We start from the raw sequence: 21,455 nt of genomic DNA, 5'->3' as shown, positions 1-21,455 counted from the left end.
GCCAGCCGCCTCGCGTCGCCGGAGCACTCCGGCACCACCCCGACCGCCCAGCCGGGCGGCCAGCACCAGGCACAGCCAGCAGTGACAGGACGCCGAGCGATCGGCGCAGAGACAACGGAGTTTCCATGAGGTTCAGCAAGAGGACGGCGCTCGTCGCCGGCGCGGCCACGTTCGCGCTCGCGCTCGCCGGCTGCTCGGGCGGAGGCGCCCCGGCAACGTCGGGCGAGCCCGAGGCGGGCGGCGACGGCGAGACGCTGCAGATCGCGCTGGTGTCGAAGGGCTTCCAGCACCAGTTCTGGCAGGCCGTGCGCACGGGTGCCGAGGAGGCCGCTGAGGAGCTCGGCGTCGAGGTCACCTTCGAGGGCCCCGCCGCCGAGACCGAGATCGACGCGCAGCTGCAGATGCTGCAGGCGGCGATCGACCGCGGCCCCGACGCGATCGGCTACGCCGCGCTCGACCCGCAGGCGTGCATCCCGCTCTACGAGGCGGCCGAGAGCGCCGGCATCCCCATCGTCGAGTTCGACGCCGGCTGCGAGAGCGAGTACGGCCAGAACCTGGCCGCGACCGACTCGATGGCCGCGGGCGCGCTCGCCGCGCAGAACATGGCCGAGCTGATCGGCGGCGAGGGCCAGGTCGGCATCGTCGGCCACAGCCAGATCAACTCGACCGGTGTCGAGCGCCGCGACGGCTTCGTCGAGGAGATCGAGGCGAACTACCCGGACATCGAGATCGTCGACATCCAGTACGGCGATGGCGACCACCTCCGCTCGGCCGACATCGCCAAGGCGATGATCGCCGCGCACCCCGACCTCGTCGGCCTCTACGGCACGAACGAGGGCTCGGCGATCGGCATCGTGAACGCCGTGACCGAGCTGGGCCTGCCGGCCGGCGAGCTCACCATCATCGGCTTCGACTCGGGCGCCGCCCAGGTCGACGCGATCCGCAACGGCGTCATGGCCGGCGCGATCACGCAGGACCCGATCGGCATCGGCCGCACGGTGGTCGAGAACGCCGTCGCCGCCATCAACGGCGAGGAGCTCGAGGACTTCACCGACACCGGCTCGTACTGGTACGACGCCGAGAACCTCGAGGACCCGGAGATCGCAGCCGTCCTCTACGAGTGATCGGCTGACGGTCGTCCACGACCGCAGACGCAGGAGCCCCCGGCCGCCAGGCCGGGGGCTTCCGCGTGCGCGGGCCGCGCGGGCCGCGGGAGCGGCTCAGCCGCGGATCGCCAGCAGCGCGCGCGGGTGGGCCACGAGCATCCGCTCGACGGCCTCGTCGCCGATGCGCTCGCGCAGCCGCGGCAGGTAGCGCGCGCCGAGGTAGGCGAGGCCGGGCATGCCGCCGTAGGCGACGTAGCGCGACGCGCGGGCGACGTCGCCGCCGAGCAGGATGCGGTCGAAGCCGCGCTCGACGACCGCCGCGGTGAGCTCGAGCAGCTCGTGGTCGCTGCGGTCGCGCCACCGCGCCATGCCGTCGTAGCCGAGCGCGCAGCCGCGCGCGAGCAGCTCGGCGTGGTGGCCGGGGTCGATGAGCCGGTCGGCGTGCGCGAGCATGACGCGCGCCGGTGCGACGCCGAGGCGCTCGAGCAGGTCGAGCACCTCGTGGCCCGCGCTGCCGTGCTCGAGGTGCACCATGATCGCCGCGCTCGTCTCCGCGTGCGCGATCGCGGCCGCCACGAGCGTGGCGCGCTCGAAGGGCGCGATCGACCAGTAGCCGATGCCGGTCTTGATGAGGCCGGCGCGCACGGGCTCGCCCTCGTGGAGCGCGGGGCCCGCGTCCGGCCCGTCGTGCTCGGGCATCCCCTCCACGAGATCGCGCACGAACGCCGCGGCGCGGCGCTCGGCGTCCCAGCCGCGCAGCGGGTGCTCGGCGCCGTAGTGGGCCTCGCGGTGGATGCCCGTGCTCGCGACGACGCCGAGGCCGGTCGCCGCGCTGATGGCCGCGACCTCGGCCGGCCGGCGCCCGAGCCCGATGGGCGTCGCGTCGATCATCGCTGCGAAGCCGCTGCCGCGCAGGCTCGCCGCCTCCTGGCGGGAGCGCTCCGGGTCGTCGAGCTCGTCGCCCGGCAGGAGCGGCGAGACCTGGAAGAGGTGCTCGTGCGCGTCGACCGCGCCGAGGGCCGCCGGCTCGACGTCGCCGAGCACGGTGCGGACGACGGTCATGCGCGGAACGGCTCGGCGGCGACCGCGAGGCGCTCGACGAGCGCCGGCGTCATCTCGATCGCGAAGACCTCGCCGATCACCTGGGTCCAGCCGTGGATGAAGTAGCGCCAGCCGTCGACCACCGTCAGCTCGCGCTCGGCCTGCTGCGCGCGCGCCTGGTGCAGGAACTCGAGGCTGCCGCGGTAGTTGAACTCCCAGACGACCGCCCGCCGCGGGAAGACCGCTCCGTCGGGCACGGGCGAGCCCGGCCGGTCCTTCCCGAGCCCGGACGCGTTCACGACGAGGCTGCCCTCCGGCGCCTCGGCGAGCGCCGCGCGGGTCGCGTCGGGCGCGGCCTCGAGCAGGGTCAGGAGCGCCGGGTCGGTGCCGCGCGAGGCGTGCACGGCGGCCAGGTGGTCGCGCCGCTCGCGGCTCGTGTCGGTGACGAGGATGCGCCGCGGCCGGTCGTCGCGCTCGGCGAGGCGCCAGGTGAGGGCCAGGCCCGCACCGCCCGCCCCGAGCACGACGGCGTCGCGGACGCCGCCGAACGCATCCGGGGCCAGGAACTCGTCGAGCGCGAGGCCGGCGGTGATCGGATCCTTCGCGTGCCCGAGCAGTCGCCCGTCGCGCTTGGCGATGCTCGAGACCTCGCCGCACGCGCGCGCGAAGTCGTCGAGCTCGTCGAAGAGGTCGTGGGCGGCCGCGTAGAGCGCCATCTTGTGCGTCGTCACGAGCGCCCCCCGGTGCTCGGGGTCGTCGCGGATGGCCTCCACGAGCGCGCGGTACTGCTCGCGGCTCGCGTCGAGCGGGAGGTCGTGCCCGTCGAGCTCGCGCGTGGGGAGCCCGAGGATGTCGGCCCAGACGGGGAAGATCGCCATGATCGACGACGACCGGGTCGAGACGCCGACGAACCCCATGCGGCCGCTCATGCGCGCCTCGCCGCCTCGAGCGCCGACGCGTAGTCGCGGGCGCGCGCCTCGATCGCGTCCCAGTCCTGCGCCGCGAGGGCGTCGCGGGCCAGCAGGTCGCCGCCCGCCCCCACCGCGATCGCCCCGGCGGCGAGGAACGCGGCGAGGTTCTCGGCGGTGACGCCGCCCGTGGGCATGAGCACCGCGTCGGCGAACGGCTCGCGGAGCGCCTTGAGGAACCCCGGGCCGCCGAGCGAGGCGGGGAAGACCTTCACGACGTCGACGCCGAGCGCCATCGCGCCCATGACCTCGGTGGGCGTCATGGCGCCCGTCATGGTCGTCAGCCCCGTGCCGAGCATCGCCCGCGCGAGGTCGGGCAGCGTGCCGGGGGCGACGAGGAACTGCGCCCCGGCAGCGGCCGACTCCTCGGCCTGCGCCGGGGTCGTGACGGTGCCGGCGCCGATGAGCGCGGTGTCGCCGTGGCGGCGCCGCAGCTCGGCGATGACGGCCGCCGCGTCGGGCGTCGAGTACGTGACCTCGATGCCGGTGACGCCGCCGCGGACGAGGGCATCGGCGGCCTGCACCGCGCGCTCGGCGTCGGGCGCGCGCAGCACGGCGAGCACGCCGGCGCTGCGCACGGCTTCGAGGCGGTCGGTGGGGGCATGGACGCTCATGCCTGCTCCTCTCGGCGCCGCGCGGCGAGCGCGGCGGGGTCGGGGTCGTTCACGGGGTTCGGCGGGGCGATGCCCTCGAGCGCGGCGAGCGCGTTGGCGACGGCGATCGAGCCCATGCCGTCGACCGCCTCGACGGTCTGCGCCCCGAGGTGCGGCGTGACGGTGACGCGGTCGGCGAGGTCGTCGGCGAGCAGCGGGGAGGCGGTGGCCGCCGTGTCGCCGGCGAGCGTGTCTGCCGCGAAGGCGGCGACGCGCCCGTCGCGGAGCGCCTCGGCGAGCGCGGCCTCGTCGACGAGGTCGGCGCGCGCGGTGTTCACGAGCACGAGCGGCCGCGCGACCCCGGCGAGCCAGTCGCCGTCGACGAGCGTCTGGCCGCCGGGTGCGTGGAGGGTGATGAGGTCGCACTCCCGGGCCATGGCCTCCAGGTCGAGCGGCTCGGCGCCACCGTCCCGCACCTGCTCGTCGGTGAGCATGGGATCGGTCGCGACGATGCGCGAGCCGAAGCCGCCGAGCCGGCGCGCGACGCCCCGGCCGATGCGGCCGAAGCCCACGATGCCGACCGTCAGGGCGCCGAGCTCGCGCCCGCGCACCGCGCGCCAGTCACCGCGCCGCACCTGCCGGTCGCCGTGCGCGATCGAGCGCAGCGCGGCGAGCATGAGGGCGACCGCGTGGTCGGCGACCGCGTCGGAGTTCGCGCCCGGGGTGTTGGTGACGAGGATGCCGCGCGCGGTCGCCGCGGCGACGTCGACCGCCTCCGTGCCGACGCCGTAGCGGGCGACCACGCGCAGCCGCGGCGCGGCGTCGAGGAGCTCGGCCGTCACGGGGCCGGTGCCGGCGATCCACGCGTCGGCGGTCGCGAGCGCCTCGCGCAGCGCGTCGAGCCCGTGGTCGCTCGGCCCGCGCAGCACGGTGTGGCCGGCGCGCTCGAGCTCGCCGACGAGGTCGCGGCTGCCGTCGCCGAAGGAGCGGCTCGTCGCGAGGATCGTCGCCATCAGTGCGCGCCGAACCACGGCTCGAGGGCCGCGTAGGCCTCATCGAAGCGCCCGAGCCGCTGCCGGTACTGGTCGTGGCGCCCGGCGTCGGGCACGAACTCGGCGGTGACCTCCGACAGGTCGCGGGCCGCCGCGAAGGAGTCGACGAGCCCCAGGCCCACCGCACCCACCACGGCTGCGCCGAGGCTGTTGGCCTCCTCGACCACCGAGCGGCGGCGCACGGGCACGCCCCACACATCCGCCATGATCTGCAGCCAGGCGTCGCTCGCGGCGCCGCCGCCGACCGCGTCGATGCGGTCGATCGTCGACCCCGACTCGCGGAACGCGTCGATGCAGACGGCGAGGTTGAAGGCGACGCCCTCGAGCACGGCGCGCACGAGGTGCGCCCTGCCGTGGTGCCTGCCGATGCCGACGAAGGCGCCGCGCGCGTCGGGGTTCCAGCGCGGGGCGCGCTCGCCGAGGAGGTAGGGGAGGAAGTAGAGGCCGCCGGTGGCCGCGTCGTCGGTGTCGGCCTGCGCGACGAGCTCCGAGAGCGAGCGCCCGTCGGGCTCGGGCGAGAGCACCTCGTTGATCCAGGTCACCGACGCGCCCGCCGCCTGCATGGTGGCGGTCGGCACGTACTGGCCGGGCACGACGTGGTCGAAGGTGAAGGTGCGCATGCTCGGGTCGAGCACCGGCTGCTCGGCCGAGAACGAGATCCACGACGACGTGCCGAGGCACACGTACGCGCCGTCCTCGGGCGCGACGACGCCGGCGCCGACGGCGGCGATCGGGCCGTCGCCGCCGCCCATCACGACGCGGGTGCCCTTCGGGAGCCCCGTCGCGGCCGCGGCGTCGTCGGTGAGCGTGCCGACGACCTCGGTCGAGGCCACGATGTCGGGGAAGATCGAGATGTCGAGCCCGGCCGCGTCGATGACGGCGCGCGACCAGGTGCCCGCCTGCTGGTCGAAGGCGTTGGTGGCGGATGCGTCGCTCGGCTCGGTCGCGAGACGCCCCGTGAGGCGGTGCACGACGAAGTCCTTCGCCACGCAGAACCACCGCACGCGGTCGTAGACGTCGGGCTCGTGGTCGCGCACCCACATGACCTTGGCGATCGAGTACGTCGGGTTCAGCCGGTGGCCGAGGAGCGCGTACGCCTCGCGCTCGCCGAGCCGGTCGACGAGCTGCTCGGTCTGCGCCTGCGCGCGCGTGTCGGCCCAGATGATCGCCGGGCGCACCGGCTCGTAGTGCTCGTCGAGCAGCACGGCGCCCATCATCTGGCCGCTGACGACGAGGCCGGTGACCGTCGCGGGGTCGGTGCCGGTGCGCTCGAGCAGCGAGCGGGTCGCCTCGACGACCGCCCGCTCCCAGTCGCGCGGATCCTGCTCGGCGATGCCGCCGTCGGCGAAGCGCACGGGGTAGGCGACCGTGACGGATGCGCGCAGCCGGCCGTCGTCGTCGTGCAGGGAGGCCTTGTTGCCGGTCGTGCCGAGGTCGTGCGCGATCAGCATGGGTCAGGCGCTGTAGGGGCGCAGCTCGAAGCCGTCGCCGGTGCGGTGGATGCGGTTGCCCATGCCGTGCTCGAGCACCCAGCCGTAGTCGTGGCCGGCGCCGCCCGGGTAGACGGCGAGGAACGAGTAGGGCTCGTCGCCGACGTTGACCGAGCGGTGCGCCCAGCCCGGCGGGATGTAGCCGATGGTGCCGGGCGTCATGTCGAGCCACTCGACGCGGTCGCCGTCGAACATGAGCAGGCCCCCCGTGCCGTGCAGGGCGAGGTAGATCTCGCCCTGGTGGTTCGGGTGCTGGTGGCCCTTCGTCATCCAGCACTCGCCTGCGGTCGCGCCGGGCTCGATGGTCGTGATCGACTGCGGCAGCTCGCGGTCGGCCTCCGGCACGGGCGACGACTGCACGCGGTAGACGATCGGGTCGCCGTCGGCGACGGCCGCCTGCCACGCGTCGTGGTCGGCGAAGAGGCCCTCGAGGTCGCTCATGCGCCGCTCGAGCGTGGGGCCCTCGGGCGAGAGGGTCGCCGCCTCGGCGTCGAAGCGGATGGCGAAGGGGCTGATGGGGGGCGTGGCGAAGTCGGGCACGGCGTCTCCTCGGTCGATGGCGCGCTCCGTCGGGCGCGCCACGACTCTACCTGTCATTACAGGTTTGCGCCAGGCGTCCTCGGGTCGGCCCGGCGTCGCCGTGCCTCAGCGCGTCAGGAACACCGGTCCGCGCGCGTCGTCGGCCGTGAGGTGGAACTCGAAGCGCGTGCGGTCGCCGCGGTGCAGCGCCTGGAAGTACTCGATCGGCCGATCCGCCGCGTCGACCATGGCGCTGCGCAGCAGCAGCACGGGCTTGCCGGGGCCGATGCCGAGCAGCTGGCCCTCGCGCGCATCCGTCACCGACGCCTCGACCGAGCGCACGCCGCTCGCGGCGCGGATGCCGCGGTCGGCGAGCAGCGCGTAGAGGGAGCCCTCGGCGAGGTCGGCGCCGAAGATGTGCGCGCCGATGTGCTCGGGCATCCACGTGGTCGAGAGCGACCAGGGCTCGCCGTCGACGAAGCGCAGCCGCTCGAGCGCCACCACGACGGTGCCGGGGGCGCAGCGCAGCTGCTCGGCGACGCGCTCGTCGGCGGGCTCGCGCTCGAGCCGCAGCACCTCGCTGTGCACGTGGCCGCCGCGCGCGGCGACCTCCTCGAAGAGGCCCGCGAGGCCGCTCGCGAGCGTCTCGGTGGTCTTCTGCGGCGCGACGAAGGTGCCCTTGCCCTTCACGCGCGTGATGATGCCGTCGTGCTCGAGCTGGCCGAGCGCCTGGCGCACGACCGTGCGCGAGACGCCGTAGAGCTCGCACATGCGCAGCTCGCCCGGCAGCAGGTCGCCCGGCTCGAGCCCCTCATCGGAGATCGTCTCGAGGATCTGCCGGCGCAGCTGGTCGTACATCGGCAGCGCCGAGCGGCGGTCGATCGTGATCGACGGCAGCGAGGCGGTGCTGCGGCGACGTCTCGGGGCGGCGTCGACGGCCATCGTCAGTAGTCGACGCCCGCGATGAGCGCGACGTTGGCGTAGGGCGTGTACTCGCCCGAGCGCACGAAGGCGCGCGCGCCGTGCGAGCGGCGCTTGTAGTCGACGTGGGGGATGAGCTGCACGTCGATGCCGAAGGGCTCGAGCCGCTCGCGCACCGCCGCGAGCACGTGCGGGCTCGCCTCGGCGACCTCGGCGGGCATCACGGCGCCCTCGACGACGATCTCGGCGAGGATCGTGTCGAGCACGTCGAGGAACGGCGGCTCGCCCTTGCGGTAGGCGAGGTCGACGCGCTCGGCGTCCTGCGGGATGGGCAGGCCCGCGTCGGTGACGAAGAGCTCGTCGTAGTGGCCGAGCTCCGAGATGATGCGGCTCAGCTGGGGGTGGATGGTCGTGGCGCTCTTGCGCATCAGGCGTCCTCTCTCGCGGACTCGGTCGCCGGCTCGAGCTGCGACGCGAGCAAGGCGTCGACCTCGGCGGCGGTGGGCAGGCTGGGGGAGGCGCCGCGCTTGGTGACGGCGAGCGCGCCGGCGGCCCCGGCCCGGCGGATGGCCTCGTCGCGCGAGAGCCCGGCGGCGAGCGCGGCGGCGAGGAAGCCCGCGAAGGCGTCGCCCGCGGCGGTCGTGTCGACGACCTCGACGCGGATGGGCGCGTGGTCGCTCACGCCGTCGGCGTCGACGAGCACGCTGCCGGCGCCCGCCATCGTGATGAGGGCGGCGCCCACGCCGCGGTCGACGAACCAGCGCCCGGCGGCGACGGCCGCCTCACGGGAGTCGACGTCGGTGCCGGTGAGCAGCGTCGCCTCGGTCTCGTTGGGCGTGACGAGGTCGACGAGCGGCCAGATCTCGTCGGGCAGCTCGTGCGCGGGCGCGGGGTCGAGCACGACGGTGAGGCCGGCCTCGTGCGCGCGGCGGATCGCGTGCATCGTGAGCTGGAAGGGGATCTCGAGCTGCGTGAGCATCACGCGCGTGCTCGGGCCGAGCTCGGCGAAGGCGCGGTCGATCTGCGCCTCGTCGAGGTGCGCGTTCGCGAGCGGCACCATGACGATGTCGTTCTCGCCGCTCGCGTCGACGCGGATGTGCGCGATGCCGGTCTGGTCGGGCACGACGCGCACGTGGCGGATGTCGACGCCCGCGTCGCGCAGCCCCTCGCGCACGAGGTCGCGGAACAGGTCGTCGCCGACGCATCCGACCATCTGCGCGTCGGCGCCCGCCCGGCCCGCGGCGACCGCCTGGTTGGCGCCCTTGCCGCCGAGCACGAGCGTGAACGCGTCCCCGAGGAACGTCTCGCCCGGCCGCGGCAGCCGGCTCGAGAAGGTCGTCACATCGGCGGTGATCGAGCCGACCACCAGCACGCCTGCCCGCTCTGCGTCGAGATCCTGCACGTCGGTCACTGCTCCTCGCATCCTCGCGCGATCCTCATTGACGTCCGCGCGCGCCTGTCATTACATTAGCGGCGACCCGTGACGTCCTGCCGGGCACCATCCCCAGCGCTCGTGAGGAGCACCCATGCCCGCGCCCCGCCTGTACGTCGACTCGGCCGACGTCGACGCCGTGTCGCCCCTGCTCTCCGGCTCGCTCGTGCACGGCGTGACGACCAACCCGACGATCCTCGAGCGCGCGGGCCGCACCGTCGCCGACATCCCCGAGCTCTACGCCCGGTGGGCCGGCGAGGGCGCGCGCGAGATCTTCTTCCAGGCCTGGGGCGACGACGAGGCGGCCCTCGAGCGGCGCGCCCGCGAGATCCTCGCGCTCGGCGAGCTCGCGGTGGTGAAGGTGCCCGCGACGCGCGTCGGCTTCGGCGTCGCCGCCCGGCTGGCGCGCGAGGGCGCGCCCGTGCTGCTGACGGCGGTCTTCACGCCCGCGCAGGCGCTCGCCGCCGCCTCGTGCGGCATCCGCTACATCGCGGCGTACCTGGGGCGGATGCGCGATGCCGGCTTCGACGCGGTCGGCGACATCGCGCGCATGCAGGCCGCGTGCGGCGACTCTGCGACCGAGGTGCTCGCGGCGAGCCTGCGCACCCCCGACGACATCGTGGCGCTCGCGGAGGCGGGCGTGCCCACCTTCACGGCCGCCCCCGACGTGCTCTGGGCCGCCCTCGCGCATCCGGCGACCGACGACGCGGCCGCGGTCTTCGAGGCGTCGCCGTCGCTCGCGTCCTGACGCCGCTCAGTCCTTGCGCAGGCGCAGCTCCTGCATGCCGCCGTCGACGGCGAGGCTGACGCCGGTCGTCGAGCCGGCCCGAGGGCTCGCGAGGTAGGCGACGGCGTGCGCGATCTCGGCGGGTGCGACGAGCCGCCCGTGCGGCTGCCGCGCCTCGAGCTGGGCGCGCTCGTGCGCCGGGTCGGGCGCCGCGGCGAGCAGGCGCCCCACCCAGGGGGTGTCGGCGGTGCCGGGGCTGACCGCGTTGACGCGGATGCCCTCGCGCAGGTGGTCGGCGGCCATCGCGCGGGTGAGCGAGAGCACGGCGCCCTTCGACGCGGAGTAGAGGGCGCGCTGCGGCAGCCCCGCGGTGGCGCCGATCGACGAGGTGTTGACGATCGCGGCCGCCGTCGAGGCGCGCAGGTGCGGCAGCGCCGCACGGGTGACGCGCATGATGCCGACGACGTTGACATCCCACACGCGGTGCCACTCGGCCTCGTCGTTGTCGTCGATCGCGCCGGTCGCCCCGATGCCCGCGTTGTTGATCAGCACGTCGATGCCGCCGAGCTCGTCGGCGACCCGCGCGACCGCCGCGCGCACGGAGGCGTCGTCGGCGATGTCGCACTCGACGCCGAGGTGCGCGTCGCCGGGGCGCAGGTCGAGCACGGCGACGCGCGCGCCGCGGTCGGCGAGCTCGTCGGCGATCGCGGCGCCGATGCCGCTGCCGCCGCCGGTGACGATCGCGACGAGACCGTCGAACTCGCTCATGCCGACGCCTCGGCGACCATGCGGTGGCGCTGCGTGCCGATGCCGTCGATCGCCACCTCGACGACGTCGCCGTCGACGAGGTAGGGGAAGCGGCCGGAGAGCGCCACGCCCTCGGGCGTGCCGGTGAGCACGACGTCGCCCGGGTCGAGGCGCATGTAGCGGCTGAGGTCCTGCACGACGGTCGCGGCGTCGAAGATGAGGTCGGCGGTCGAGGAGTCCTGTCGCGGCTCGCCGTTGACGCGGCTCGTCAGGTGCAGGCGGCCCAGGTCGAGCTCGTCGGCGGTGACGAGCTCGGGCCCGAGCGGCGTCGAGCCGGGCGCGCACTTGCCCTTCGACCACTGGCCGCCCGAGACCTCGAGCTGCCACGTGCGCTCGGAGAGGTCGTCGGCGACGGTGGCGCCGGCGATGCACGCGGCCGCCTCCTCCCGCGAGCCGAGGTTCCACGCGGGGCGGCCGATGACGAGCGCGAGCTCGACCTCCCAGTCCATCTTCTGCGCGTGCGCGGCGAGAGGCACGTCGTCGTCGGGGCCGCCGACGGTGTTGGGGTGCTTCAGGAAGATGACCGGCTGCGTCGGCGGCTCGCTGCCCGACTCGGCGGCGTGGGCCGCGTAGTTCATGCCGACGCACACCACGGCGCCGGGGCGGGCGACCGGGGCGCCGACGCGCAGGCCGTCGCGGGGCAGCTCCGGCAGCTCGCCGGCCTCCAGCGCCGCGCGGGCGCGATCGAGGCCGTGCTCGAGGAAGGCGCCGTCGATGTCGGCCGCGATCGACCGCAGGTCGTAGGCCCGCTCGTCGACGAGGGCGACGGGCACCTCCTCGCCGGCTGCTCCCAGTCGTGCCAGACGCATGTGCGCTCCTTCCGTCGTCATCGCGCGGTCGGATGTCGAACATCCGAAGTCTCGGAGCGATCCTAGGCGATCGTGCCGCTCGGCGACAGCACTTGCCGTCCAAACATCCGATCTATAGTCTGCAATGGCCAGTCAGAGGAGCCCCGCCATGAGCACCATCGTCAGCGTCGACGTCTCGGACGTCCGTTTCCCCACCTCGCAGAGCCTCGACGGCTCCGACGCGATGAACCCCGATCCCGACTACTCGGCCGCCTACCTCGTGGTGCGCACCGACGCCGGCGACGGCCACGAGGGGCACGGCTTCGTCTTCACCATCGGCCGCGGCAACGACGTGCAGCTCGCCGCGATCGGCGCGGTCGCCGAGCACATCGTGGGGCGCGAGGTCGAGCCGCTGCTCGACGACATGGGCGCCGCCTCGGCCGAGCTGATCGGCGACTCGCAGCTGCGCTGGCTCGGGCCCGAGAAGGGCGTCATGCACATGGCGATCGGCGCCGTCGTCAACGCGCTGTGGGACCTGAAGGCCAAGCGCGCCGGCATGCCGCTGTGGCAGCTGCTCGCCCGCATGAGCCCCGAGGAGCTCGTCTCGCTCGTCGACTTCCGCTACCTCAGCGACGCGCTCACGCGCGACGAGGCGCTCGCGATCCTGCGCGCCGCCGAGCCCGGGAAGGCCGAGCGCGAGGCGCAGCTGCTCGAGAGCGGCTTCCCGGCCTACACGACCACGCCCGGGTGGCTCGGCTACTCCGACGAGAAGCTCGCGCGGCTGTGCCGCGAGGCGATGGCCGACGGCTTCACCCAGATCAAGCTCAAGGTCGGCGCCGACCTCGACGACGACATCCGCCGCTTCCGCATCGCGCGCGAGGTGTGCGGGCCCGACTTCCCGATCGCGATCGACGCGAACCAGCGCTGGGACGTGCAGGCGGCGATCGACTGGGTGCAGGCGCTCGCCGAGTTCCGGCCCCACTGGGTCGAGGAGCCGACGAGCCCCGACGACGTGCTCGGCCACGCGGCCATCGCCCGCGGCATCGCGCCCATCCCGGTCGCTACCGGCGAGCACGTGCAGAACCGCGTCGTCTTCAAGCAGCTCATGCAGGCCGACGCCATCAGCTACGTGCAGATCGACGCGACCCGCGTCGGCGGCGTGAACGAGAACGTCGCGATCCTGCTGCTCGCGGCGAAGTTCGGGCTGCCCGTGTGCCCGCACGCGGGCGGCGTGGGCCTGTGCGAGGCCGTGCAGCACCTGTCGATGCTCGACTTCATCGCCGTCTCCGGCACGCGCGAGGGCAGGGTGATCGAGTTCGTCGACCACCTGCACGAGCACTTCGTGACGCCCACCGTCATCGAGGGCGGCGCCTACCGCGCGCCGCTCACCCCGGGCGCCGGCGCCGAGATGCTCGCCGAGTCGGTGCGCGACTACACGTGGACGGGTGCGCACCGAGTCGCGACTGCGGCAGGGTAGGGGCATGTCGATCCTGGCCGACCACCCGCTCGCCTTCGGCGCCGCCACGGTCGGCAACCTCTACCGCGCGCTCAGCGACGCCGACGCGGAGGCGACCCTCCAGGCGGCGTGGGACGCGGGCATCCGCCACTTCGACACGGCGCCGCACTACGGGCTCGGCCTGTCGGAGCGGCGCCTCGGCGCCTTCCTGCGCTCGAAGCCGCGCGACGAGTTCATCGTCTCGACGAAGGTCGGCCGGCTGCTCGAGCCCGTGCCGGGCGGCGCCGACGGCGACGACATGGCGCACGACTTCGCGGTGCCGCGCACGCACGAGCGCCGCTACGACGCCTCCGAGGCGGGGGTGCGCCGCAGCCTCGACGAGTCGCTCGAGCGGCTCGGCCTCGACCGCGTCGACGTGCTCTACCTCCACGACCCCGACGTGGCGCCCGAGGGCGAGCGGGCGGCGCTCGACGCCGGGCTGGCCGCGCTCGCGGCGCTGCGGCGCGAGGGCATGGCGGATGCGGTGGGCATCGGCTCGAAGTCGCTCACGGCGCTCGAGGCGGCCGCCACGAGCGGGCTCGCCGACGTGCTGATGGTCTCGAGCCGCATCACGCTGCTCGACCACTCCGCGATCGAGCGGGTCGTGCCCGCCTGCGCGGCGCACGGCGTGGAGGCCATCGCCGTGTCGATCTTCAACTCCGGCCTGCTCGCGAAGCCGCGGCCCGCATCCGACGCCCGCTACGACTACGGCGCCGCCGACCGCGAGCTGCTCGCACGCGCGCACGCGATCGCCGACGTGTGCGAGGCGCACGGCGTCGACCTGCCGACGGCGGCGATCGCCTTCCCGCTGCGCATGCCGACGGTGGTCGCGCGCGCCGTGAGCGCGAGCCGCCCCGCCCAGATGGCCGAGACCGGCGCGCGCGCCGCGACCCCCGTTCCCGATGCGGTGTGGGCCGAGCTCGCCGACGCGGGCCTCATCCCCGCGGAGTGCGCGTGAGGATCGACGCGCACCTGCACCTCTGGCCGACGGTCGAGGGCTACGGGTGGCTCGACGCGTCGCTCGCGCCCATCGACCGCGGCTTCGACGCCGCGGAGGGCCGAGCGGCGATCGGCGCCGCGGGCTTCGACGCCGCGGTGCTCGTGCAGGCGGCCGACACCGACGCCGACACCGAGCACCTCCTCGCACTCGCGGAGGCGCACGACTGGATCGCGGGCGCCGTCGGCTGGGTGCCGCTCGAGGACCCTGAGCGCGCGCAGGAGCGGCTCGACCAGCTGCGCGGCCGCCCGCTCGTCGGCGTGCGCGCGCTCATCCACGACCAGCCCGACCCGCACCTGCTCGACCGGCCCGAGGTGCGGCGCACGCTCGCGCTGCTCGCCGAGCGCGAGCTGCCGCTCGACGTGCCCGACGCTTGGCCGCACCAGCTCGCCGCCGCGACCCGCGCCGCCGCCGAGGTCGACGGGCTCGTCGTCGTGCTCGACCACCTCGGCAAGCCGCCGGTCGATGCCGGCGCGCGCGACGCGTGGCGAGCCGGGGTGCGCGCGTTCGCGGCCGTGCCGACGACCGTCGCGAAGGTCTCGGGCCTGCACCACGCGGGCCGCGGCCTGCCGGCGGATGCGTTCGCCGACGCCTGGCGCACGGCGCTCGACGCGTTCGGGCCGGGGCGGATGCTGCTGGGCTCCGACTGGCCGATGCCGCTGCTCGCCGACGGGCTCGGCCCGCTCATGGCGCCCATCGACGGGGTGCTCTCGGCGCTGTCGGAGGACGAGCGCCGCGCGATCGAGGCGGGGACGGCCCGCCGCGTGTACCGACTGGAGGAACCATGCTGAACGGGATCGATCCGCTGCTCGACGGCGAGCTGCTGCGCCTGCTCGACCACATGGGGCACGGCGACCGCGTGCTCGTCGCCGACGCCCACTACCCCTCGTACGCCGCCGGCCAGCCGGTCGTGACGGTGCAGGCATCGGCCCCGCGCGTGCTCGAGGCCATCCGCTCGGTCGTGCCGTACGACGAGTACGAGGGGCCGTCGGTGCTGCTCATGGAGGCGGAGCCGGGCGAGGGCGTCGAGGTCGGCGCGGAACTGCGCGCGGCCGCCCGTTGCCCGGAGGGGCGGCTGGCGCAGGTCGAGCGCTTCGCGTTCTACGACCTGGCGCGGAGCGCGTTCTGCGTCGTGCGCACGGCCGAGGCGCGCAAGTACGGCAACGCGCTGCTGCGGAAGGGCGTCGTCGGCTTCGGCGGCGACTGACGCCCGAAGGCGCGGCGGGCTGCGCCTCGACGGCGCGGCCCGCTACGCCTCGTCGGCCTGCGCGAGCGCCTCGCTCTCGCGCTCGGCGGCGTCGTGCAGCCAGTGCTCGACGCCCGCGATGTGCACGATCATCGCCGCGCGGGCCACATCGGCGTCGCCGGCGGCGATCGCGTCGAGGATGCGCTCGTGCTCCTGCAGCGTGCGCGGCACCGCGTTGTCCTGCGTGAGCGCGCGCCACACGCGCGCCCTGGCTGTCTGGCTCGAGATCGTCTCGAGCAGGCTGACGAGGTAGTCGTTGCCCGTCGCGGCCGCGATCATCCGATGGAAGGCGACGTCGTGCTCCACGAGCTCGTCGCTCGGGGTCTCGCCGTGCACCGCGGTGAGGTGCTCGCGCATCGCGGCGACCTGCTCGGGCGTCGCCCGGCGCGCGGCGAGGGCGGCGGAGGCGGGCTCGACGATGCGCCGCACCTCGAAGACCTCGAGCACCGCGTGCGACTCGTGGAAGTCGAGCACGAACGACATCGCCTCGAGCAGCAGGCTCGGCTGCAGGCTCGTGACGTAGGTGCCGTCGCCGCGCCGCACGTCGAGGATGCGCATCGCCTCGAGCGCCTTCACCGCCTCGCGCATCGACGAGCGCGAGAGGCCGAGCCGCTCGGCGAGCTCCTGCTCCGGCGGGAGCCGGTCGCCGGGGCGCAGCTCGCCCTGCTGGATCATCTGCTTGATCTTGCTGATCGCGTCGTCCGTCACCGCCATGAGCCCACCCTATGAAAGATCCGACCTCTGCGGGGCGGATGCGCCATGCTGGAGTCTGACCGTCCCCAGCGCGAAGGAGCTCTCCCATGCAGATCGGCGTCCACGGCCTCGTCTTCACCGGCGAATTCGACGAGGCGGGCCTCAAGGCCGCCATCGCCGGCACCCAGCAGGCGGGCTTCGACCTGCTCGAGCTGCCGCTCATGGATCCGTACGCCTTCGACGGCGCGCTCGTCGGCCGCATGGTCGACGACCACGGCATCGCGATGACCGCGAGCCTGGGCCTCGACGCGGCGCACGACCTCTCCAGCGAGGACGCCGCGGTGAGCCGCAAGGGCGAGAGCCTGCTCGAGCGCGCGATCGACGTCGTCGCCGAGGCCGGCGGCGAGCACCTGTGCGGCGTCATCTACTCGGCGATGCAGAAGTACATGGTGCCGCCGACCGAGGCGGGCCGGGCGGCCTCGGCAGCCGCGCTCGCGCGGCTCGGCGACCGGGCGCAGGCGGCGGGCGTCACGCTGTCGCTCGAGATCGTCAACCGCTACGAGACGAACATCGCGAACACCGCGCGCGGAGGGCTGCGGTTCCTCGAGCAGGTCGGCCACGACGACGTGCACCTGCACCTCGACACGTACCACATGAACATCGAGGAGTCGGGGATGCTCGAGCCGGTGCTCGACGCCGGCGATCGGCTGCGCTACGTGCACATCGGCGAGAGCCACCGCGGCTACCTCGGCACCGGCTCGGTCGACTTCGGCTCGTTCTTCCGCGGCCTCGCGCGGGTCGGCTACGACGGACCGGTCGTGTTCGAGTCGTTCTCGAGCGCCGTGGTCTCCGAGTCGCTGTCGAACACGCTCGGCATCTGGCGCAACCTCTGGGACGACTCCGCCGACCTCGCAGCGCACGCCAACCGCTTCATCCGCGACCAGCTGCGTGCGGTGGAGACGATCGCGCTGCACTGACACGGCGAGCGCGCCCGCCCGCGCGCCGCTACCAGGGCAGCGCGTCGGGCAGCGGCTCCCCGCCGAGCACGTGCTGGTCGCAGAAGCCGAGCACCGCGCGGTTCCACGTCACCGCGTTCGACGGGCGCAGCACCCAGTGGTTCTCGTCGGTCAGCTGCAGGAAGCGGTGCGGCATCGTGGCGGGGCTGCCCGGCCACGCCGAGACGAGGTCCCACCACATGCGCATGGCCTCGCTCACCGGCACGCGGTAGTCGCGGTTGCCGTGCGTGAGCAGCATCGGGGTGGTGATGGCGGATGCGCTGTGGTGCGGCGAGTAGGAGCGGTACCACTCGGGCAGCAGGTCGGGATGGCCGTGCACGCGCACCTTCTGCGCGGCCGCGTCGGTCGTCGCGTGCTGCTGGTCGAGCGCCCAGAGCCCCGCGTGCGTGACGATCGCGTCGAAGCGGTCGGAGTGCCCGGCGATCCAGTTGGTCATGTAGCCGCCGAAGGATGCGCCGAGCAGCGCCGTGCGCGAGCCGTCGAGCGTGCGCCGCTCGAGCACGTGGTCGAGCAGCCGCTCGCACTCGCGCCACACCACGTCGGCGAGGCGCGGCCAGCCGCGGTTGAGCCCCTCGTGGCCGTAGCCGGTCGACATCGCGGGGTCGGGCAGCAGCACCGCGTAGCCGCGCGCGACCGCGAGCCACGGGTTCCAGCGCCAGCTCCACGCGTTGTAGGAGCCGTGCGGGCCGCCGTGGATCCACAGCATCACCGGCGCCGGCGCCTTCGTGCTCGCCGCATTGGGCGTGCAGAGCCAACCGCCGACGGTCACCCCGTCGACGTCCGTCTCGACCCACTCGAGCCGGCCGGGCAGCGCGCCGATCCGGCCGGGGGCCTCGATGGCTGCCGTCTGGCCGCGCCCGCGCACGGGGATCCGCACGGGCGCCGCGGGGGTCGCCATGTCGGTGCGCAGCGCGAAGACCGAGCGGCCGTCGGCGGTCGGTGCGAGCGACGCGTGCGGGGCGTCGTCGACGAGCGTCCGCACCCGGCCGGTCGACGCATCCACCGCCAGCACGGCGCCCCGCGAGTGCAGGTCGCCCGCGACCAGCAGGGTCGACGCATCCGCCCACGCGTACTCGGTGACCGAGACGTCGCCGACGTCGACGAGCACCGGGTCGCCGCCGCCGAGCGGATGGATCTCGAGGAAGTCGTAGGTCGTGTCGGTGGGGCTCGAGGTCGTGAGGCGGGTGACGGCGAGCGCCGCCCCGTCGGGCGAGAAGCGCGGCCGCGCCCACTGGTGCGCGGCGGTCGCGCGCAGCAGCACGCGGCGGCGGCGCGCCCGCACGTCGACGACCGCGATCGCCGAGCGCGTCTCGCCGCCGGCGACGCGGGTGGTCCAGGTGGTGGCGACGCGCTCGCCGTCGGGCGAGAGGTCGGCGGATGCGTTGAGCAGGTTGAGCGTGTCGGCGCCGGGCGTGAGCTCGCGCACGTCGCCGTCGGGCGAGACGAGCACGAGCCTCGGGCTCACGTCGGAGACCTCGTGGTCCCAGTAGCGGATGGGCATGCCGGTGTGCCAGATGGCGGTGCGCTTCGCCTGCTTGCGGGCCTTCCGCCGCTCGGCGTCGTCAGCGAGCGTGCCGCCCGCGAGCACCTCGGTGGTGGCGAGCATCGTGCCGTCGTCGGCGACCGCGACGAGGCTCAGGCCACCGGGGGCGGATGCGACGACGCGCGCCTCGCCGTGCTCGGGCAGGCGCCAGATGGCGGCGACGTCCTCGTCGGCCGTGCCGGTCGGGTCGGGCCGGGCGGAGGAGAAGAGGAGCGAGCCGTCGGGGGCGAAGCGCGGGGCGCTCTCGCCCTTCTCCGACCACGTGAGCCGCTGCGCCTCGCGCTCGCCGGCCGGGTCGAGCTCCCAGAGCGAGGGCACCATGCGCGAGCCGTGCTCGTCGGCCTGCTGGATGACTGCCACGAGCCGTCCGCTCGGCGAGGCCGCGAGCCCCGCGTGGCGGGGCAGCCGCAGCAGGCCCTCGATGTCGGTGAAGTCGTCGAATCGCTCGTCAGCCATGCCCCGACGCTACCGGTTCGGAATTCCCAACCCCGTGCATCCGTCGGGCATCGGGCATGCCGAAGGGCCCCGACCCGCGAGCGGATGCTCGCGAGCCGGGGCCCGGGGATGCGGCGGTGGGCGCTACGCGATCGCCGACGCCAGCAGCCAGGCGACCGAGACGATCGCCATGCCGAGGAAGCCGACCACGGTGCACATGAACGTCCACGTCTTCAGGCCGCCCGCGACCGAGAGGCCGATGAACTTCGTGGCGATCCAGAAGCCGGAGTCGTTGATGTGCGACAGCGACACCGAGCCCATCGCGATCGCGAGGATGATGAGCGCGACCTGGAGCTCGCTGTAGCCGCCGGCCGCGACCGTCGACTGCACGAGGCCCGCGGCGGTGAGCGTCGCGACCGTGCCGGAGCCCTGCGCCACCTTGAAGATGAGCGCGAGGATGAAGGCGAGGAAGATGATCGGCACGCCGGCGTCGACGAGCATGCCGGAGACCGCGTCGCCGATGCCCGACTCGGTGAGCACGCGGGCGAACACGCCGCCCGCTCCGGTGACGAACACGACGATCGCGGCGGGCGCGAGCGCCGAGTCCATGATGTCGCTCATGTCCTGCTTGCCCCAGCCGTGGCGCACGCCCAGCAGGTACATCGCGAGCACGCACGCGACGAGCAGGGCGAGCGCCGGCGCGCCGATGAAGGCGAGCACGTTGGCGACCGGCGTCTCGGGCTCGACGATCAGCTTGCCGACCGTGCCGATCGCGATCATGACGATCGGCAGCAGGATGAGCGCGACGACCGCGCCGGCGCTCGGCGTGGTGATCGTGCGCTCGCGCACGGCGGTCGTGGTCGAGGTGCCCGTGACGGGGTCGGCCGCGGTGAGCGTGGCCCGGCCGGCGCCGGCGCCGCCGTCGAGGTCGCGGTCGCCCGAGCCGAGGTTCGCGGCGCCCGCGTCGGCGTACTTCTCGGCGATCTCGGGCGACATCTCCCACGAGCCGCGCGCCATGATGCGCTTCGAGAGCCACCAGATGACGAAGCCCATGGGGATCGCCAGCAGGATGCCGAGGATCGTGACGAGACCCATGACATCCGGGTTCAGCAGGGTCGTCGAGCCGACGATGCCCGGGTGCGGCGGCACGGCGTTGTGGATGAACACCATGAAGACGGCCACGGGCGCGCCGAGCGCGATCGGGCTCTTGTGGCCGGATGCCTTGGCGAAGCTGAAGATGATCGGCACCAGGATGATGAAGGCGACGTCGAAGAAGATCGGGATCGCGACGAGGCCGGAGGCGATGAGGAGCGCAGGTCCCAGGCGGTCCTTGCCGAGCACCTTCGCGGCCTTGCGCGCGATGATCTCGGCGCCGCCGGTCTTCTCGATGATGCCGCCGAGCATGGCGCCGAGGCCCACGAGCAGCGCCACGTTGCCGAGGGTCGTGCCCATGCCGGCGATGACGGTCGGGATGACCTCCTGGATGGCGATGCCCGCGGCGAGCGCGGTGAGCACCGACACGGCGAGCAGCGCGAGGTATGCCGGCCACTTCAGCTTCATGACCAGGAACAGCAGCAGCGCGATGGCGACGACGGCCACCGCGATCAGGTAGATGGGGCTCATCGGGTCCTCTCGATCTTGTCGATCTTCAGCATCTTGGTGAGCACCCGGTCGAGGTCCTCGTCGTCCCAGATGCGCTTCCAGTCATCGTTGATGATGGCCTCGCGGCCGTAGTCCATGGCCAGGTGGCAGGCCTCGGAGAAGGGGTTCGAGCCGCGCAGCGCGTTGGTGAGCGCGATGCCGATGTGGCCGAAGAAGATCGCCTTGACGGCGTCCTCGGGGATGCCGACCTCGTGGATGGCGTGGTCCATCGAGTCCTTCAGGAACTGCCCGATCATGCACGCGGTCGTCTCGACGAGGGTCGGCTCGAGCTGCGCGAGCTGCTTCGTCGTGACCCAGTGCACGTCGATGACGGGCGCGTAGATGGCCCGCACGACCTGCTCGGTGCGCTGCCGGGCCGCCTCGTCGTCGCCCTCGAACGAGGCGACGACGTCCTGGTCGGCCGCGATGCCGCCGAAGGTGTCGGCGTACTGCTCGACCGTGGTGCGCTCGAGGAACACCGACGGGTGGCACGGGTGCGCGCACGCCTGGTGCACGTCGTCGCGCTGCGCGAGGAGGCCCGCGTAGGCCGCGGCCGGGTCGAGCGTGAGCAGCACGGCGCCCGCCTGCATCATCGGCACGACCTGCTCCGAGACCTTGCCGAGCACGACGTCCGGCACCGCGAGGATCACGACGTCGGCGCCGGGGACGGCCTCGTCGACGGTCGAGACCGTGCGGCCGAGCGCCTCGATGCGCTCCTTGCCGGCGTCGGACGCCTCGCAGTAGTGGATGGTGGCGCCGGTCAGGTCGAGGTTGTTCGACACGCGCATGCCCATCTTGCCTGCGGCGCCGATGACGGCGACGGTCAGCGACGGGTCGAGGTCGACCTGCTTGCCGGTGAGGGGGTTCAGCTCGCTGGGACTCACGATGCTCCTTCTCTCTCGGTTCTCGGTGTTCGGTGATCGGTCTGGGTGGCGGATGCCGTGG

General features: G+C 74.0%; 22 protein-coding genes. 7 read left to right on the top strand and 15 right to left on the bottom strand.

Annotated elements, in window-relative coordinates:
• The first annotated feature begins 125 nt into the window (after positions 1-125).
• Positions 126-1,124, top strand: coding sequence for an ABC transporter substrate-binding protein (locus AC1RNL_RS05760; protein ID WP_492934696.1), 999 nt, complete (start codon positions 126-128; stop codon positions 1,122-1,124).
• 96 nt (positions 1,125-1,220) lie between these two features.
• Here AC1RNL_RS05760 and AC1RNL_RS05755 read toward each other — a convergent pair whose 3' ends face one another.
• The 9 genes from AC1RNL_RS05755 to AC1RNL_RS05715 form a co-directional block, all read right to left on the bottom strand.
• The gene (locus AC1RNL_RS05755) at positions 1,221-2,168 is read right to left on the bottom strand and encodes a phosphotriesterase family protein (protein ID WP_492934695.1); all 948 of its coding nucleotides are present in this window, start codon (positions 2,166-2,168) and stop codon (positions 1,221-1,223) included.
• Entirely contained in the window at positions 2,165-3,076 is a 912-nt protein-coding gene (locus AC1RNL_RS05750; RefSeq protein WP_492934694.1) for a shikimate dehydrogenase, read from the bottom strand. The genes AC1RNL_RS05755 and AC1RNL_RS05750 overlap by 4 nt, the downstream gene beginning before the upstream one ends.
• Positions 3,073-3,729, bottom strand: coding sequence for a bifunctional 4-hydroxy-2-oxoglutarate aldolase/2-dehydro-3-deoxy-phosphogluconate aldolase (locus AC1RNL_RS05745; RefSeq protein ID WP_492934693.1), 657 nt, complete (start codon positions 3,727-3,729; stop codon positions 3,073-3,075). The genes AC1RNL_RS05750 and AC1RNL_RS05745 overlap by 4 nt, the downstream gene beginning before the upstream one ends.
• Complete coding sequence (locus AC1RNL_RS05740) at positions 3,726-4,721, bottom strand: NAD(P)-dependent oxidoreductase (RefSeq protein ID WP_492934692.1); 996 nt, start codon at positions 4,719-4,721, stop codon at positions 3,726-3,728. The genes AC1RNL_RS05745 and AC1RNL_RS05740 overlap by 4 nt, the downstream gene beginning before the upstream one ends.
• The gene (gene xylB / locus AC1RNL_RS05735) at positions 4,721-6,211 is read right to left on the bottom strand and encodes a xylulokinase (protein ID WP_492934691.1); all 1,491 of its coding nucleotides are present in this window, start codon (positions 6,209-6,211) and stop codon (positions 4,721-4,723) included. The genes AC1RNL_RS05740 and xylB overlap by 1 nt, the downstream gene beginning before the upstream one ends.
• Positions 6,212-6,214: 3 nt before the next feature.
• Complete coding sequence (locus AC1RNL_RS05730; RefSeq protein WP_492934690.1) at positions 6,215-6,790, bottom strand: glucose-6-phosphate isomerase family protein; 576 nt, start codon at positions 6,788-6,790, stop codon at positions 6,215-6,217.
• 105 nt (positions 6,791-6,895) lie between these two features.
• A complete protein-coding gene (locus AC1RNL_RS05725; protein WP_492934689.1) occupies positions 6,896-7,711 on the bottom strand; it encodes a GntR family transcriptional regulator in 816 nt (271 codons plus the stop codon).
• Positions 7,712-7,713: 2 nt separating this feature from the next.
• Positions 7,714-8,118 carry a D-ribose pyranase gene (rbsD, locus tag AC1RNL_RS05720; RefSeq protein WP_146354469.1) on the bottom strand — a complete coding sequence of 135 codons (405 nt, stop codon included), beginning with the start codon at positions 8,116-8,118 and terminating at the stop codon, positions 7,714-7,716.
• Positions 8,118-9,101: a ribokinase gene (locus tag AC1RNL_RS05715; protein ID WP_240671289.1), complete on the bottom strand. Its 984-nt coding sequence runs from the start codon at positions 9,099-9,101 to the stop codon at positions 8,118-8,120. Before AC1RNL_RS05715 ends, rbsD begins: the two co-directional genes overlap by 1 nt.
• A 115-nt stretch (positions 9,102-9,216) precedes the next feature.
• Here AC1RNL_RS05715 and AC1RNL_RS05710 point away from each other — a divergent pair, with 115 nt between their 5' ends.
• Positions 9,217-9,870 carry a transaldolase family protein gene (locus AC1RNL_RS05710; RefSeq protein ID WP_146354465.1) on the top strand — a complete coding sequence of 218 codons (654 nt, stop codon included), beginning with the start codon at positions 9,217-9,219 and terminating at the stop codon, positions 9,868-9,870.
• 6 nt (positions 9,871-9,876) lie between these two features.
• Here the strand turns inward: AC1RNL_RS05710 and AC1RNL_RS05705 are convergent, their stop codons facing one another.
• Both AC1RNL_RS05705 and AC1RNL_RS05700 read right to left on the bottom strand, forming a co-directional pair.
• Positions 9,877-10,617, bottom strand: coding sequence for an SDR family NAD(P)-dependent oxidoreductase (locus tag AC1RNL_RS05705; RefSeq protein ID WP_246992966.1), 741 nt, complete (start codon positions 10,615-10,617; stop codon positions 9,877-9,879).
• On the bottom strand, positions 10,614-11,465 hold the full coding sequence (locus AC1RNL_RS05700; RefSeq protein WP_364193100.1) for a fumarylacetoacetate hydrolase family protein: 852 nt from the start codon (positions 11,463-11,465) through the stop codon (positions 10,614-10,616). The genes AC1RNL_RS05705 and AC1RNL_RS05700 overlap by 4 nt, the downstream gene beginning before the upstream one ends.
• Before the next feature lie 148 nt (positions 11,466-11,613).
• Here AC1RNL_RS05700 and AC1RNL_RS05695 point away from each other — a divergent pair, with 148 nt between their 5' ends.
• From AC1RNL_RS05695 to AC1RNL_RS05680, 4 genes are read left to right on the top strand one after another with little or no spacing between them, the layout of a single operon-like run.
• Entirely contained in the window at positions 11,614-12,921 is a 1,308-nt protein-coding gene (locus tag AC1RNL_RS05695; RefSeq protein ID WP_492934688.1) for an L-fuconate dehydratase, read from the top strand.
• Positions 12,922-12,925: 4 nt separating this feature from the next.
• Positions 12,926-13,897: an aldo/keto reductase gene (locus AC1RNL_RS05690; protein WP_492934687.1), complete on the top strand. Its 972-nt coding sequence runs from the start codon at positions 12,926-12,928 to the stop codon at positions 13,895-13,897.
• Positions 13,894-14,727: an amidohydrolase family protein gene (locus AC1RNL_RS05685; protein WP_492934686.1), complete on the top strand. Its 834-nt coding sequence runs from the start codon at positions 13,894-13,896 to the stop codon at positions 14,725-14,727. Before AC1RNL_RS05690 ends, AC1RNL_RS05685 begins: the two co-directional genes overlap by 4 nt.
• On the top strand, positions 14,721-15,143 hold the full coding sequence (locus tag AC1RNL_RS05680) for an RbsD/FucU family protein (protein ID WP_146354454.1): 423 nt from the start codon (positions 14,721-14,723) through the stop codon (positions 15,141-15,143). The genes AC1RNL_RS05685 and AC1RNL_RS05680 overlap by 7 nt, the downstream gene beginning before the upstream one ends.
• 42 nt (positions 15,144-15,185) lie before the next feature.
• Here AC1RNL_RS05680 and AC1RNL_RS05675 read toward each other — a convergent pair whose 3' ends face one another.
• Positions 15,186-15,896, bottom strand: coding sequence for a FadR/GntR family transcriptional regulator (locus AC1RNL_RS05675; RefSeq protein WP_146354452.1), 711 nt, complete (start codon positions 15,894-15,896; stop codon positions 15,186-15,188).
• 86 nt (positions 15,897-15,982) lie between these two features.
• On the opposite strand from AC1RNL_RS05675, the gene AC1RNL_RS05670 reads away from it, so the two are divergent.
• The gene (locus AC1RNL_RS05670) at positions 15,983-16,852 is read left to right on the top strand and encodes a sugar phosphate isomerase/epimerase family protein (RefSeq protein WP_492934685.1); all 870 of its coding nucleotides are present in this window, start codon (positions 15,983-15,985) and stop codon (positions 16,850-16,852) included.
• Between the two features lie 28 nt (positions 16,853-16,880).
• On the opposite strand, the gene AC1RNL_RS05665 is transcribed toward AC1RNL_RS05670, so the two are convergent.
• The 3 genes from AC1RNL_RS05665 to AC1RNL_RS05655 all read right to left on the bottom strand — a co-directional run bounded on the left by AC1RNL_RS05665 (position 16,881) and on the right by AC1RNL_RS05655 (position 21,394).
• Positions 16,881-18,890, bottom strand: coding sequence for an alpha/beta fold hydrolase (locus AC1RNL_RS05665; protein ID WP_492934684.1), 2,010 nt, complete (start codon positions 18,888-18,890; stop codon positions 16,881-16,883).
• A 123-nt stretch (positions 18,891-19,013) separates the two neighbouring features.
• Positions 19,014-20,492: a GntT/GntP/DsdX family permease gene (locus AC1RNL_RS05660; protein WP_492934683.1), complete on the bottom strand. Its 1,479-nt coding sequence runs from the start codon at positions 20,490-20,492 to the stop codon at positions 19,014-19,016.
• Positions 20,489-21,394, bottom strand: coding sequence for a phosphogluconate dehydrogenase C-terminal domain-containing protein (locus AC1RNL_RS05655; RefSeq protein WP_400531829.1), 906 nt, complete (start codon positions 21,392-21,394; stop codon positions 20,489-20,491). Before AC1RNL_RS05655 ends, AC1RNL_RS05660 begins: the two co-directional genes overlap by 4 nt.
• Positions 21,395-21,455 lie beyond the last annotated feature (61 nt).

This window comes from Agrococcus sp. GW821-FHT14H11 (assembly GCF_058803545.1).
The sequence above is the reverse complement of the archived record's forward strand: the minus strand, read 5'-3'. Positions and strand labels throughout refer to the sequence as shown.

What these genes read in the sequence shown, in the direction of transcription:
- AC1RNL_RS05760 (WP_492934696.1), top strand. Translation starts at nt 126, where the DNA reads ATGAGGTTCAGCAAGAGGACGGCGCTCGTCGCCGGCGCGGCCACGTTC.
- AC1RNL_RS05755 (WP_492934695.1), bottom strand. Translation starts at nt 2,168, where the DNA reads ATGACCGTCGTCCGCACCGTGCTCGGCGACGTCGAGCCGGCGGCCCTC.
- AC1RNL_RS05750 (WP_492934694.1), bottom strand. Translation starts at nt 3,076, where the DNA reads ATGAGCGGCCGCATGGGGTTCGTCGGCGTCTCGACCCGGTCGTCGTCG.
- AC1RNL_RS05745 (WP_492934693.1), bottom strand. Translation starts at nt 3,729, where the DNA reads ATGAGCGTCCATGCCCCCACCGACCGCCTCGAAGCCGTGCGCAGCGCC.
- AC1RNL_RS05740 (WP_492934692.1), bottom strand. Translation starts at nt 4,721, where the DNA reads ATGGCGACGATCCTCGCGACGAGCCGCTCCTTCGGCGACGGCAGCCGC.
- xylB (WP_492934691.1), bottom strand. Translation starts at nt 6,211, where the DNA reads ATGCTGATCGCGCACGACCTCGGCACGACCGGCAACAAGGCCTCCCTG.
- AC1RNL_RS05725 (WP_492934689.1), bottom strand. Translation starts at nt 7,711, where the DNA reads ATGGCCGTCGACGCCGCCCCGAGACGTCGCCGCAGCACCGCCTCGCTG.
- rbsD (WP_146354469.1), bottom strand. Translation starts at nt 8,118, where the DNA reads ATGCGCAAGAGCGCCACGACCATCCACCCCCAGCTGAGCCGCATCATC.
- AC1RNL_RS05710 (WP_146354465.1), top strand. Translation starts at nt 9,217, where the DNA reads ATGCCCGCGCCCCGCCTGTACGTCGACTCGGCCGACGTCGACGCCGTG.
- AC1RNL_RS05705 (WP_246992966.1), bottom strand. Translation starts at nt 10,617, where the DNA reads ATGAGCGAGTTCGACGGTCTCGTCGCGATCGTCACCGGCGGCGGCAGC.
- AC1RNL_RS05700 (WP_364193100.1), bottom strand. Translation starts at nt 11,465, where the DNA reads ATGCGTCTGGCACGACTGGGAGCAGCCGGCGAGGAGGTGCCCGTCGCC.
- AC1RNL_RS05695 (WP_492934688.1), top strand. Translation starts at nt 11,614, where the DNA reads ATGAGCACCATCGTCAGCGTCGACGTCTCGGACGTCCGTTTCCCCACC.
- AC1RNL_RS05690 (WP_492934687.1), top strand. Translation starts at nt 12,926, where the DNA reads ATGTCGATCCTGGCCGACCACCCGCTCGCCTTCGGCGCCGCCACGGTC.
- AC1RNL_RS05680 (WP_146354454.1), top strand. Translation starts at nt 14,721, where the DNA reads ATGCTGAACGGGATCGATCCGCTGCTCGACGGCGAGCTGCTGCGCCTG.
- AC1RNL_RS05675 (WP_146354452.1), bottom strand. Translation starts at nt 15,896, where the DNA reads ATGGCGGTGACGGACGACGCGATCAGCAAGATCAAGCAGATGATCCAG.
- AC1RNL_RS05670 (WP_492934685.1), top strand. Translation starts at nt 15,983, where the DNA reads ATGCAGATCGGCGTCCACGGCCTCGTCTTCACCGGCGAATTCGACGAG.
- AC1RNL_RS05665 (WP_492934684.1), bottom strand. Translation starts at nt 18,890, where the DNA reads ATGGCTGACGAGCGATTCGACGACTTCACCGACATCGAGGGCCTGCTG.
- AC1RNL_RS05660 (WP_492934683.1), bottom strand. Translation starts at nt 20,492, where the DNA reads ATGAGCCCCATCTACCTGATCGCGGTGGCCGTCGTCGCCATCGCGCTG.